Here is a 13,385-nt window from a genome sequence, read left to right on the forward strand (position 1 = left end):
GGACGGTCGGGGGTGGGGAACGTGGTGGTGCGGTTGGGCGTTGGGGAAAAGGCGCGCTTGCGGATGGCGCTCGTGGACGAGCTGAGTGCGCTGGACTGCGTCCGGGATCCCAGCGAGCGGTTGTTGTTCGGACAGAGTGTCGGCGGGTACCTCGAAACAGTCCTGGATCTGCCCGGCAAGAACGCCCGGAACGATACGGTCGCCCTTGTGCAGGCGGTGTTACGGAACCAGCAGGACGTGGAGACGGGCGTGGACGCGCTCCTCTACGCCGTCGAGCTGCACGAGGGCAGTGACGTCGCCGGGCGTGTGCGGGAGCGGGTGCTACGGGCCTGGGAGCCCGAGTCCTCCTCGACGCTGCCCCTGCTCGGCGCATTCGATGACAGAGACCTGAAGGCCGCCCGGGCGCTGCTCGCCGGGCACACAGGGGTCGACGCGGGCGAGTTGCTGGAGCGGCTGAGACGGGAGCTGCGGCTGGATCTGCCCGGCGGACTCATGCCCGGCCAGCTCTTCGACCACCTGGTCGACCTCAACGCCCAGGCCGGCGGACTGCCGCCCGCCGTGGTCCTGCTGGAGTGCGTCGCCGAGCTGATGCCGCAGGACAGCGAGCGGCGGCGCCGGCTCCGGGAGTGGTGCGAGGCCTGGGCGTCCGGCGCGGGAGCCGGCACCGACGAGGCGCTGCACCGGCGGCGCGGGCGGCCGGGCCCCCCGGGCCGGCCGGGCACCACGGGGCCGACCGGCGGGGACGTTCCCCGCTGTCTGATCGTCATGGTGGATCCCGCCCTCGACGGTTCGCCCGACATCTACGTGCGGCACTGGGTCAACCGGACCGCCGGCCACTGGGCCCCGGTCTCGGGCGCCCTGGAACGGGCCACCCCGCCGACCCTTGGCACGGCGGTGGAGCGGGCCGTCCGGCGCGGTGAGGCGTACTGGGCCGACGCGGACAGTGCCGGCGAGGACCCGAGCCCGATCCACATCGAGTTCGTCCTGCCGTACAGCATGCTCAACCACGACGTGGCCGGCCTGGGGCTGCGCGAGGCGGGCGAGGACGAGCCGGTCCCCATAGGGCTGCGCTACTACGTCCACCTGCGCAGCCTGGAGCGGATGCGTACGCGGGACCCGGCCCAGCTGCGCCGCTGGCGGCTGCGCTGGCAGACCCTGCGGGCGGCCAGCGCCGCCCGCCCACACTCCTGGACGGGTGCCGATCCGTCCACGACGGGGCTGCGCATCTGGCGCAACAAGCTGGTCGCGGACCAGCACCTGACGGCGGTGACGCTCGGCGCCCCCGCCCTGGAGGGGCAGGCCCTGGAACCGCTGAAGGCGGCCATCGCCGAGGGCATCGGCGTGGCGCTCTGGGACCGCCGGGACCCCGCGCTGCAGGCTCTGGGCGCCCCGCTCGACATGCTCGTCGGCTATCCCACGACCCAGCTGCCCGGCACCATCCACCGGCTGCGTATGAAAGCCGAGACCGAATTGCACGGAATGCAACTACCCGGCCGCCATGTGGCGTTCTTCTACGATGACCCGTTTCGGCTCATCGACTGCGAGGAGGTACCGGCGTGACCGAGTACGAGCAGGAACAGAAGCCGGAGCACGACACCGCCCCGGCCGCCGGTGGCACCACCGGTAGTGCGCCGGGCGGATCCTGGCACGTCTTCCACGCGACCGGCGCGGCACCGGCCGGTGACCCGCCGACGATCCCGCCCGCCCCGCCCTGGCGGGAGTTCCTGGGCGCGCCGCTCCAGCCCGCCCCCGCAGACGACGACCTTGCCCTGCACCGCCGTCTGGGCGCGCACGACGCCCGGCCCGGACTGCGTGACGAGGAGATCGACACCGTCAACGCCGCGCTGCTGCTGCGCCGTCCGCTGCTGGTGTCCGGGCCGCCGGGGGTGGGCAAGTCGACCCTCGCCTATCTGGTCGCCCGCGAACTGGGCCTCGGGCGGGTGCTCCAGTGGGGCATCGTCAGCCGGACCACGCTGCGCGACGGGCTCTACGAGTACGACTCCATCGGCCGGGCCCAGGCCATCGCGGCCTGGCGGGCGGGCGCCGACCGGCCGGCGCCGGCCGTGGGGCTCCCCGGCCCGCCCGTACCCGAGACGCCCGTACCCGAGACGCCCGTACCCGAGACGCCCGTACCCGAGACGCCCGTACCCGAGACGCCCGCCGCACCGCCCGCCGCCGGGCCCCGGCCCGAACCCGGGCCCTACCTCGGCGACTTCGTCACCCTCGGCCCCGTAGGCACCGCCCTGCTCGCCTACGCCCGCCCCCGCGTCCTGCTGATCGACGAGCTCGACAAGAGCGACATCGACCTGCCCAACGACCTGCTCCACGTCCTGGAGAACGGCAGCTACACGGTCCCTGAGCTGGTCCGCAGCGCCCTGCCGACGGTCAGCGTGTTCACGGACGACCCGGACGGCCGGGCCGAGATCGTCGGCGGCCGGGTCGAATGCCGGGAGTTCCCGCTCGTGGTGATCACCAGCAACGGCGAACGAGAGTTTCCGGCCGCCTTCCGGCGCCGCTGTCTGCCGCTGGAGATGCGTCCGCCCAGTCGGGAGCAGCTCGTCTCGATCGTGGTCAGCCACCTGCGGAGCAGGCCCGAAGCGGTGGACGCGCTGATCGACGACTTCGAGCGGCGGGTGCGTACCGGAGGCACACAGTCGGTCGATCAGTTGCTCAATGCTGTCCATATGACCACAGCGGGTGGTTTCCAGGCGGACTCCGACGGGCGTAAGCTCATTGAACTGCTGTTGCGCGACCTCGCGAAAGGCCGCTGATGGACGGCACTCCCAGGGAGCGCGCACCCGACGCCCGTACCGGGACGGACGGTCCCTCCGGCGACGGTCCGACCTGGCGGGAGGTCGCCGACGCCGTCTGGCTGGCGGCGGCCCGTCGGGCCGCGGCCCCGGCGCCGTCGGCCGAGGAGCAGCGCCCTCCCACGGAGGACGCCCCGGACGACGACCCCGAGCACGCACCGGAGCGCGATCCGGGGCAGGCCGGTGACGTGACCCCGCCCCCGAGCATGCCCGGCGGCCCGCCACAGGCCGAGCCGGTGTCGGGCACGGACGACGCCACCGGATCCCTCGTCACGCCCCCGTCCCCGTCCGACCGTTCGGGCGAGGAGGACGGCCCGGCGGGCCTCCGGGAGACCGGGGCCGAAGCCGAGGCCGGCCGCACCGTGCCCGTCGCCCCCGCCGCCCGGCGGGCCCGCAGACCGGTGCCGCTGCGCCTGGCCAAGGCGCTGCACCTGCTCAGCCGCAGCCTGCCCGCCCGCCACCGCAAGGAACTGGACGAGGAACGCACCGCCCGGTACGGCATCTCCGACAACCTCTGGATTCCGTATGTGCGGCCGGCCACCGAGAAGGCGTTCGACCTCGTGCTGCTCGTCGACGCGGCACCGACCATGCGGATCTGGCAGCAGCGGATCGCCGCGATCGCGGTGGAGGCGGCCCGCAGCGGCGCGTTCCGGGACGTGCGCACGGTCCGGCTGGAGTTACCCCCGAGCGGCCGGGCCCGGCTGCGCTGGCCCGGGGAGGGGACCGGCGATCCGGCGGAGGTCATCGACGCGCGCGGCTCCCGGGTGCACCTGCTGGTCACCGACGGGCTGGCGCACGGCTGGGCCGGACCGGCGGCGGACGACCTGCTGATGCGGCTGGCGCGCAGCGGGCCCACGGCGCTGGTGCACCTGCTGCCCACCTACCTGTGGCACCGCTCCTCCGCCGCGCCGTACCGCGCGGAGCTGGAGGCGGGCGGTTTCGGCGCGCCCAACACCCGGATCGGCCACGGCCCCGCGTACGAGGACCCGGCCGGGGAGCCGCCCTGGGGGGCGGAGGGCAAGCCGGTCGTCCCCGTGCCCGTGCTGAGCCTGAAACCGGAGTCGTTCACTGCCTGGGCCGAGCTGGTGGCCGGGGAGCTCGGCGTACGCCGGACGCTGCCCTTCCTGCTCGCCGGGACGCTGGCCGAGGGCCGGCCGACGCCGGGGCTGAGGCCGCCGCGGACGGAGGGGCCCGGCTCCGCGGAGGCCGCCGAGGCCGCGGTCCGCCGGTTCTTCTCGCTGGCCACGCCGACCGCGCGCCGGCTGGCCACCCATCTGGCCGCCCTGCCCTTCGAGTTCGAGCTGATCGAGGAGCTGCGCGACCGGGCGGTGCCGGAGGCCGGTCCCGGGCACGTGGCCGAGCTGCTGATGGGCGGGCTGATCGACTGGGAAGGCCCGGGCTCCGACGACCGCCCCGACTTCGCCGAGGGCATCCGGGAGGCACTGCTGGCCACCGGTACCCGCAGCCAGCTCGCCCGGACCGTGAGCCTGTTCGCCGATCTGCCGAGCGCCCGCGGGCGCGGCGTACGGCTGCGAGCCGCGCTGCAGGACCCCGAGCACGCCGCCCTGCCGGAGGCGACGGCCGCCGAACGGCCGTGGCTGCGCGTCGAACTGGCCGTGCTCAAGGCCCTCTCGGGCCCGTACGCGCGGCGCGCCGACCGGGTCCTGGCCGCCGTCGGCGGCGGGCCGGGCGGGGCCGGGCCGGGCGGCGTCAGTACGGACCCGGCCGTCATCACGGCGGGTGGCTCCGGCCCTTCCCGCGTACCCGACCTGCCAAGAGAGGGCATACCTCCCCAGGAGATCCCCGTCCCCGCGAACGACGACGCTTCCCCTGGAGAACGTGTGCCGACCACCACCGACCCCTCAGACCCCGCAGTCCGGAAGGCTGAACCGATGGACACCAAGTCCCAAACCCTCTTCGTCCGCTCCGGCCAGCCGAGGGTCATGGGGAACGTCCCGCCGAAGAACCCCAACTTCACCGGCCGGGAGAGCCTGTTGGCGGCCGTCGAGGAGCAGCTGCGGTCGGACGAGACGGCTGCGGTGCTCCCGCACGCCCTCCATGGCATGGGGGGCGTCGGCAAGTCACAGCTGGCCATCGAGTACATCTACCGGCACAGCCACGAGTACAACGTCATCTGGTGGATCCCCGCGGAGCGGGAGAACCTCATCCTCGGCGCCCTCGTCGACCTCGCCCGCGCCCTGAACCTGGAGGTCGGCCCACAGGCCAACACCGCGGTGCCCGCCGTCCGGGAGGCGCTGCGCACCGGACGACCACACGACAACTGGCTGCTGGTCTTCGACAACGCCGAGGACATCGAGACGGTCCGCGGCTACTTCCCCACCGGCGGCCCCGGCAAGATCATCGTCACCTCCCGCAACCGCGACTGGGAGCGGGTCGCCTCCCCACTGACCGTCAACGTCTTCGAGCGCGAGGAGAGCATCGCCCTGCTCCAGCGCCGGGCCCGCGACCTCAGCCACGGGGACGCCAACCGCCTCGCCGAGGCCCTGGGCGACCTCCCGCTCGCGATCGAACAGGCCGGCGCCTGGCACGCCGCCACCGGCATGCCGGTCGGCCAGTACCTGGACCTGCTGGACCAGCGCCGACCCGGCATCCTGGAGCTCGACCCGTCCCCGGACTACCCGGTCTCGGTCGCCGCCGCGTGGAACATCTCCCTGGACCAGTTGGCCGACAGCAACCCGGCCGCCCGCCAGCTCCTGGAGATCTGTGCCTGCATGGCGCCCGAGCCGATCCCCCTGAGCATCCTGCGCGGCACCCGCAACGTCGACATCACCCCGGAACTGGACCCGGTGCTGCGCGACCCGGTACTGCTGGCACGGGCCACCCGCGACCTCAGCAAGCTGTCGCTGATCAAGCTGGACCACAAGAACGGCACCCTGCACATCCACCGTCTGATGCAGGCGGTGCTCGCCGCCGGGCTCGACGAGAGCCGGACCGATGACCTGCGGCGCGCGGCGCACCTGCTGCTGGCCACCGCCGCGCCGGGGGCCCCCAACTCACCCGACCAGTGGCCGGCGTACCAGGCTCTGCTCCCGCACGTGATGGCGAGCGGCGCGGTCCGCACCTCCGACCCGTGGGGCCGCGAACTGATCAAGTCCATGGTGCTCTACCTCTACTACTGGGGCGCACACGAAACCGGTACCGAAGTGGCCCAGGAAGCGTGGCGGACATGGACCGCCCAGTCCGGCGAGGAGGACGCGCAGGTCCTGGTGATGGGCAAGCTCCTGGGGTTCCTGCTGCTCCAGACCGGCGGCGTCACGCAGGCCCTGGAGCTGTTCCAGAAGGTCCTGGAGATCTCGCGGCGGGATTCGGTTCCGGAAGAGGACCTGATCGACTCCATGACGCAGATGGCCGGCGCCCTGCGCTACAAGGGAGACTTCTACGCCGCCCGCGCACTGGACGAGGAGGCCGACAGCCGGGCCCGTGACCTGATCGGCCCGGAGGAGCCCGCCACCCTGCTGGCCGCCCACAGCTACGGGGTGACCCTGCGGGCGTGCGGTCAGTTCGCGGCGGCCCGGGAGCTGGACGAGGAGACCGCCCGGCAGTGGGACATCCTCTACGGCACCACCAACGGTCTGACGCTGAACACGATGAACGGCCTGGCGATCGACATCCGCGAGAGCGGTGACTACCCGGCCGCCCGGGTCATGCAGGAGGAGACGTACCGGATCTACCGCACGGTCTTCGGCGAGGACAACGCGGCCACCATCCGCGCCGCCCGCAACCTGGCGGTGTGCCGGCGCCGGGACGCGGCTCTCCAGGAGGCCTCGGACCTCACCGAGGAGACCTTGGAGCGGTTCACCCTCCGCTACGGTGCCCAGTACCCGGACACCTTGGCCTGTGCCGTGAACGCCACCGTCGACCGGCGGCTGCGCGGGGACTTCACCGCCTCCCGCGAGCTGGGCCTGCAGACCCTGGAGCGCTACCGGGCGACCCTGGGCCCGCAGCACGCGTTCACCCTCATCACGATGACCAACCTCGCGGCGACGCTGCGCGCCCTCGGCGAGGTCGAGGAGGCCGAGGCCCTGGACCTGGAGTCCACCGCCACGTTCCGGGAGACCCTCGGCGAGATGCACACCTTCACGCTGACGGCCATCCTGGGGCTGGCGAACAACCACTACGCCAAGCTGGACTTCGACGCGGCCCGCGCCATCGACGAGGAGAACCTGCCGAAGTTCGTCCGCACCTGCGGCCCCGACCACCCGCTCACCCTCTCCTGCCGGGCGAACCTGGCCCTGGACCTGCGCGGGCTCGGCCGGATCTGGGAGGCCGACGAGCTCAACGCCGACGCTGTGGAGGGCATGACCCGGGTGCTAGGCCCGGACCACCCGTGGCTGGTGGCGGCCCGGCTGCACCAGCGGATCGAGTGCGACATCGCGCCGATGCCCCTGTAGGCGGCGTACGGCGGCACTGCGTCCACGCCGTACGGAGTGGACGGAGTGCCGCCGTCGAACGCCGTGCGCCGCGGTGCCGCCCTTACGCCTCGTACGCGGCCCGCCCTACGTCGCGTACGAGGTGTCAGAGGGCCTCGGCGGAAGACGCGTCGACCGGGGTACGGGGTGGTGGCGGTGAAATGTCCCCGCCCGCACGCTCCGCGCGCGCCCGCAGGCGGCGTACGACGGCCAGCAGGGGCTCGGTGGCCACGGTGGTCGCCAGGGCCATCAGCACCAGCGCGGTGTAGAGCCGGCCGCTGAGCAGACCCGCCTGCAGACCCGCGTTCAGCGCGATCAGCTCGGTCAGACCACGGGTGTTGAGCAAGACGCCCACGGTCCGGGCATCGTGCCGGTCCAGGCCCGCGAGCCGGGCCGCAACGGTCCCGCTCACCACCTTGACGGTGACGGCGAGGAGGGTCACGGCGATCACCGCGATCACACCGGCGGAGTCGAGCGCGCCGATCTCCACGCTGCGACCGGAGACCACGAAGAAGAACGGCAGCAGCAGCATGCCGATGTCGTGCAGCGGCCGGACCAGGTCCGGGTCCAGGGTGCCCCCGTCTTCCCGCGGGGTGACCACGCCGGCGAGCAGGGCGCCGAAGATGACGTGCAGCCCGAGGGCCTGGGTGACCCAGGCCGAGGCGAACGCGAAGCCCACCAGGACGGCGAGCCGCACCGAGGGATCGACCCCCGAGCGCCACAACAGGCGGCGCAGGACCGGCCGGGCGGCGAGCAGCATCACGGCCGTGAACGCGAGCAGCAGCGCCAGCCGCACCGGCCGGGAGAGCCCGCCCTTCGCCTCGGTCTCCAGCAGCGTGCCCACCAGGACGGTCCAGCCCATGACGTCGATCAACCCGGCGGCGGCGACGGCGACGATCCCGGGAACCGTCCCGGCCAGGCCGTTCTCGCGGACTATGGCCGTCAGGACGGGCACGGCCGTGATGGACAGCGCCACGCCGAAGAACAGCACCGAGGCCGCGGACATCTCCTGGGGCGCGCCCAGCTCCGCCAGCCGGTCGTGGAAGACCAGCGCGACGGCGCACCCGGCCGCCATCGGCAGCGCGAACGCCGCGAGCGAGACCGCCACCACGGTACGGGCCCGGCCTCTGACCACGCCGAGATCGAGTTCGTAGCCGACGGCGAACAGGAAGAGGACCAGGGCGATCTGGGAGAGCCCGGTGAGCACCGGGCCCAGTGCCGGGGGGAACAGGATCCGCGACAGTTCCGGGGAGAGCGCCGCGAGCATGGTCGGGCCGAGGGCGACGCCGGCGATCAACTGCCCGATGATCGTGGGCTGTCGCCACCGCCGGGCGAGCCAGCCCGCGGTGTGGGCGACGACCAGGATGAGCGCGGTGGCGCCGACGAGATGGGTGATCATCGCATCAGTACCCATACGGTCCCCCTCGAGGAGTCCGGCGCCGGGCCTGAACGGCCACGGCGGGTGCACGGCAGACCAAAGAGCGCGCACCCGGGTCGAGGGGCACGATTTCAGCATACTGCCAAGTTGACGGCTCGTTATGTGCCACGATCGCGTTCACGGTGACTGGTTGACGTCGGGGTGGGGGCGTATGACGACGGCATTGTTCATCCATGGCACGGGGGTCCGGGAGCCCGGGTTCTCGGAGTTGTACGGGCGCTTCTCGGCCGGGCTGCGCGCCGTGGCCCCGGCCGTCCGCCCGGTCCCGTTCTACTGGGGCGGGGAGTTCGGCGCGACGCTGGCGGCCGGTGGCCTGTCCCTGCCGCAGCCGGGGGGACGCAGCCGCGGCGGCCTCGGCGAGTCGCCCGACGCGGCCCCGGCCGAGGACACCGACAGCGAGCGCTGGGCCGACCTGTACGGCGATCCGCTCGTCGAGCTGACGCTGGTCGCCGCTGACGGCCCGGCCGCCCCCGGCGAACTGCCCCTCGGCGCCGCGATCCCCGGGGAGCGGCCTCGGGCGCTGCTGGCCGCCCTCGAAGGGAAGCTGGCCGATATCGCCGAACGCACCGGTGTACCGGAACGGCACCTGGCCGAGGCCGCTCTGGCGCTCACCCGCAGCCCGCTGCCCGGCCGGGCCGCGAGCGGCCTGCCCGACGACGAGGACCTCGCCCGGCTGCTGGCCCGGGCGGTGGTCGCGGCGGCGCTGTCCGCCGTACTCGCCGAGGACGCGCCCGTCGTCCCCGACGGCGAGGCGCGGGACGCGGCCGTGGTCGCCCTGGCCGAACTCATGGGGGCCCGGCCTGCGGGCTCCGAGCGGGGCCTCGGAGCCCTGCTCGCCCGGCCGGCGCTCCGGCTCGCCTCGCATGCCGCGGTCCGGCGCCGCCGGGCGCTGACCGAGGCCGCCCATCCGGCCGCCGCCGACATCATGCGGTACCTGGCCCGGGGCGGGGCGCTGCGGCGGAGGCTGCGCGAGCTGATCGGGGAGCTGCCGGCGCCGGTGGTCGTGGTCGGGCACAGCCTCGGCGGCATCATCGCCCTGGACACCCTGGTCAGCACGGAGCTGCCGCAAGTGGAACTGCTGGTCACGGTGGGGTCCCAGGGGCCGTTCCTCTACGAGAGCGGGGCCCTTCCCGGGCTCTCGCACCCGGAGCCGCTGCCGCGGCACGTGCCCGAATGGCTGAACGTATACGACCGGCGGGACCTGCTCGGCTACCTCGGGGCGGGGCTGTTCCCCGACCGGGTCACCGACGTCGAGGTCGACAACCGGCAGCCGTTCCCGGCCGCGCACAGCGCCTACTGGACCAATCCGGCCGTCTACCGCGAGATTGCGGCCCGGCTGTCGTGACGGGGACCGCGGCTCCCGCGCCGGAGCGCACCTTCGCAGTGGTCGTGGGCATCGAGCGGTACGCCGCCGGGTCCGGCTGGGACCTGCCCGGGCCTGCCGGGGACGCCCTGCGCTTCCGCTCCTGGCTGCTGCGTGCCGGCGTACCGGAGCAGAACGTCCTGCTCCACCTCGTCCCGCTGACCGACCCGGGCGTGCCGTACCGGCCCGCCGACCACGCGACGCTGCGGCAGCTGGTGGTGTCCGGGCTGCACTCCCTGCGGGGCGAGGCGCTGTGGGTGTGGTGGGGCGGGCACGGGGTGCTGGACCGGGCGGAGCGGTTGCGGCTGTTCTGCGCGGACGCCACCACCACCGACAAGCGCAACCTCGACCTGGACTCGATGCGGCGGACCCTGGCGAGCGACACCTTGCCCGGCTTCGGCCGGCAGATCTGGATCGTGGACGCCTGCCAGACGTTCGAGGAGGAGTACGGCTTCCAGCACACGCTGCCCGCCGAGACCCTGCCCGTGGGACGGCGGGTGCAGTCCCACCACCAGACGCTGCTGCTTGCGGCGACCCGGGGACAGCGGGCCACGAACGACCCCGGGCGCGGCACGGGTCTGTTCTCGGCCAGTGTCCTGGAGGCCCTTGACAGCAGGCGCGGCGCGGTCGGCGCCGGTACGCCTCAGTGGGCGGATCCGGAGGCACTGTTCGGCGACGTCCAGGAGCGGGTGGAGCGACTGCGGGCCGAGCGGCGCACCGACCAGTTGCCGATGATCTGGCTCTACGGCCCCCAGCGGTCCGAGCACCCGGCGCCGCCGACCCCCACGACGACGGCACCGCGGGCCGCCGCGGGGGTGGCGAACACACCCGCTCAGCGGACGGAACGCCTGATCAGCGCCCTGCTCGCCTACCCGATGATGACCGATCCCGAGGAACGGCAGTCGATCGTCACGGAGTTGAGCGAGGCCACCCGCACCGTGGAACGGATGCGCAGGCACGCCAAGCCTCGCACCGACCTCATCGCGATCGTCCGGGCCCTGAGCGAGGTCCCCGGAGAGCTGTGGCTGCTCCACGACGCGGTCACCCTGCTGGACGACGACGAGCAGCGGGCCGTGGCCCTGGAGGCGGCCGTCCACGCGTGTGCCGGACCGCGACCCGCCGGATGAAGGGCCGAGGCATCGTCAGATGGCTTGATCACATGGGCTTTTCGGCACAGCTCCCGTTCGTCATCATGGAGGTGACTCCGGCAGCGCCGGCGGCACGTCCCGTCCGATCGGTGGGAGCGGGGCACTTGAAGGGGGAAGCACGTTGCATGAGCCGGCCAACGCGGACCATCCCGGTGCGGACCGCGCGGAGCACGTCGAATCCGATCTCGCGGATCTGACCGGGGTGAGCCTCGCCGCGATGCGCGGGGTTCCCGCACAGTTGCGCAGCCGACGGCTGCTCGCCCAGGCCCGCCGTGCCCGGAGCAACACCATGGGGCACAGCAATCCGACCGGCGGGGCCAGGGCCGAGTAGATGGCGTCGCAGGAGCACGAAGCGCGGTTACGGATGCCCGGCGCCCGGTTCGACGAACTCGCCTCGGGCGGCGGCTCCGCCGAAGCAGTCGCGTTCCTGGTCCGTGGCGAACGGACCAGGCGCCTGATGCTCCTGGGTGAACTGCTCGACCGGCTGAACGAACTGCCGGGCGCACTGGGCGCACTGGGCCCGGCCGCACCGGTCTGGGAGTTGTTCGCCGAGGCGGCCGAGGCAGCACCGGACGCGTGCGAGACGTTGTTGATGAGCCCGCACATGGGCTGCTGGACGGCGCACATGGTGCGCCGTCTCCACGGCACGACGGGCGGCCCGCCGCTGTGGGCGGATGCGGGGCACCTCTGCGCCATCTCGCTGACCGCCCGGATCCTTGCCGGGCTCGATGTCGAACTGGACGTGCCCCTGCGGGACGGCGGCCTGTCCCTGCCCACCCTGGGCCTGGTCCGGATCGGCGGTCTTCAGGGCTACGGAACGGCCCGGGCGCGGCTGCGGAGCGGCGATCTGCACCTGACCTCGGGCGGCCGCACGATCCTGGTCCGCCCGCTGGACGAGGCCTGGCGCAGCCACTGGACCCCATCGCGCACCTTCGCCGGCACGTCGACGTGGCTGGACGATCTGGACCCCTACCGCGACCTGGACGAACCGGTCAGCCCGCAGCCGCTGTCCGGAGCTGAGGCGGAGCGCTGGCAGCGGCTGTTCACCGAGGCCGCGGCCATCCTGGAGGGGCCCTCGCCGGAGGGGCCGGGCGGGCTGCGGGTGGCCGAGGTCCGGCGCATCGTGCCGGCGGACCTCGCGGAGCCGGGCGGGCCGCCCCGTACGGCATCGAGCGCGCCGGGCCCCGCCCCCACCGACGTACTGGTCAGCGCGACCACGTCGGACGCCTTCGGTTCCATGGTCGTCTCGCGCCCGCCCGACGCGCTGGCGCTCGCCGAGGCGATGGTGCACGAGTTCCAGCACAGCAAGCTCGGCGCGCTGCTCCATCTCTTCCCCCTGCTCCACGACGACGGCGCCGAGATCCACTACGCGCCGTGGCGGCCCGATCCGCGCCATACCACCGGGCTGCTGCACGGCGCGTACGCCTTCACGGGGGTCACCGGCTTCTGGCGTGACCGCATGACGGACCCGGGGGTGGACCCCGGGACCGCGGCGTTCCACTTCGCTCTGCGCCGCCTGCAGACCCGGCTGATCGTCCGTACGCTGCTGACCCGGGCCCGGCTCACAGCACCCGGCACCCGGCTGCTGCGCGGGCTGGCCGCCACCCTCGACGGCTGGTTGCGCGAGCCCGTGGCACCGCGCACGGCGGAGCGGGCGCGGGCCGCCGCGCTGAGCCACCTCGTCGAGTGGCGGCTGCGGAACCTGCGCTGCGACGAGCCCGAACGGATCGCGCTGGCCACGGCGTTCGCCGTGGGAGGCACTCCCCCACCGGCGGGTGCGCACCAGCCGGTCCTGGCCGGTCCGCCGGGTCCGTGGCACGACCCCCGCGCCCGTCTCTACCGCGATCCGCCGCTCACACCGGCCGGTGCGGACGCCCAGCTCGTCGCCGAGGCCCCGCGCACGGCCCAGGACCTCTACGCCGAGACCCTGCGCCGGTCCCCCACGGACCCGCACGCCCTCAGCGGCTGGCTGCTGGCCGAGGCCGTGCTCACCCCGGCCCACCGACGGCTCCTGGCCCGCCCGGAGCGTCTGTCGGCCCTGGCCCCGGGCACGCCGGAGGAACTGCGGGAGGCCGCCGCCTGGCTGGCCGGGGCGTAGCTCGCTTCAGCCGATCGGCTGTTGGGGACCCAGGAGCCCGGGCCTGCAGCGGGTCGGACGGCTCCCCTGGCTGATTTGCCCGCCGCCAGCGACTCGGG

8 protein-coding genes are annotated in these 13,385 nt (G+C 73.7%); 7 read left to right on the forward strand and 1 reads right to left on the reverse strand.

All coding sequences use genetic code 11. The features are described from left to right. The first annotated feature begins 72 nt into the window (after positions 1–72). Genes OG509_RS02160 through fxsT form a run of 3 tightly spaced genes read left to right on the forward strand, consistent with a single transcriptional unit; the run spans position 73 to position 7,222 of the window. Positions 73–1,560, forward strand: a complete 1,488-nt coding sequence (locus OG509_RS02160) for an effector-associated domain 2-containing protein (protein WP_406179578.1) — start codon at positions 73–75, stop codon at positions 1,558–1,560. Next, positions 1,557–2,771, forward strand: coding sequence for an AAA family ATPase (locus tag OG509_RS02165; protein ID WP_406179579.1), 1,215 nt, complete (start codon positions 1,557–1,559; stop codon positions 2,769–2,771). The genes OG509_RS02160 and OG509_RS02165 overlap by 4 nt, the downstream gene beginning before the upstream one ends. Next, on the forward strand, positions 2,771–7,222 hold the full coding sequence (fxsT, locus tag OG509_RS02170) for an FxSxx-COOH system tetratricopeptide repeat protein (RefSeq protein ID WP_406179581.1): 4,452 nt from the start codon (positions 2,771–2,773) through the stop codon (positions 7,220–7,222). Before OG509_RS02165 ends, fxsT begins: the two co-directional genes overlap by 1 nt. Positions 7,223–7,346: 124 nt before the next feature. On the opposite strand, the gene OG509_RS02175 is transcribed toward fxsT, so the two are convergent. Beyond that, positions 7,347–8,654, reverse strand: coding sequence for a cation:proton antiporter (locus tag OG509_RS02175; protein WP_406179583.1), 1,308 nt, complete (start codon positions 8,652–8,654; stop codon positions 7,347–7,349). Positions 8,655–8,829: 175 nt separating this feature from the next. On the opposite strand from OG509_RS02175, the gene OG509_RS02180 reads away from it, so the two are divergent. From OG509_RS02180 to OG509_RS02195, 4 genes are all read left to right on the forward strand, one after another. Next, positions 8,830–10,023, forward strand: coding sequence for an alpha/beta fold hydrolase (locus tag OG509_RS02180; RefSeq protein ID WP_406179585.1), 1,194 nt, complete (start codon positions 8,830–8,832; stop codon positions 10,021–10,023). Further along, positions 10,020–11,168, forward strand: a complete 1,149-nt coding sequence (locus tag OG509_RS02185; RefSeq protein WP_406179587.1) for an effector-associated domain 2-containing protein — start codon at positions 10,020–10,022, stop codon at positions 11,166–11,168. The genes OG509_RS02180 and OG509_RS02185 overlap by 4 nt, the downstream gene beginning before the upstream one ends. A gap of 142 nt (positions 11,169–11,310) precedes the next feature. Further along, positions 11,311–11,520 (forward strand): aldo/keto reductase, encoded by a 210-nt coding sequence (locus OG509_RS02190; RefSeq protein WP_385575349.1) that lies wholly within the window; start codon positions 11,311–11,313, stop codon positions 11,518–11,520. Next, positions 11,521–13,287: an HEXXH motif domain-containing protein gene (locus tag OG509_RS02195; RefSeq protein WP_406179588.1), complete on the forward strand. Its 1,767-nt coding sequence runs from the start codon at positions 11,521–11,523 to the stop codon at positions 13,285–13,287. It abuts the gene before it with no gap. Positions 13,288–13,385 lie beyond the last annotated feature (98 nt).

Source organism: Streptomyces sp. NBC_01006 (genome assembly GCF_045162725.1).
Classification (GTDB): Bacteria; Actinomycetota; Actinomycetes; order Streptomycetales; family Streptomycetaceae; genus Streptomyces.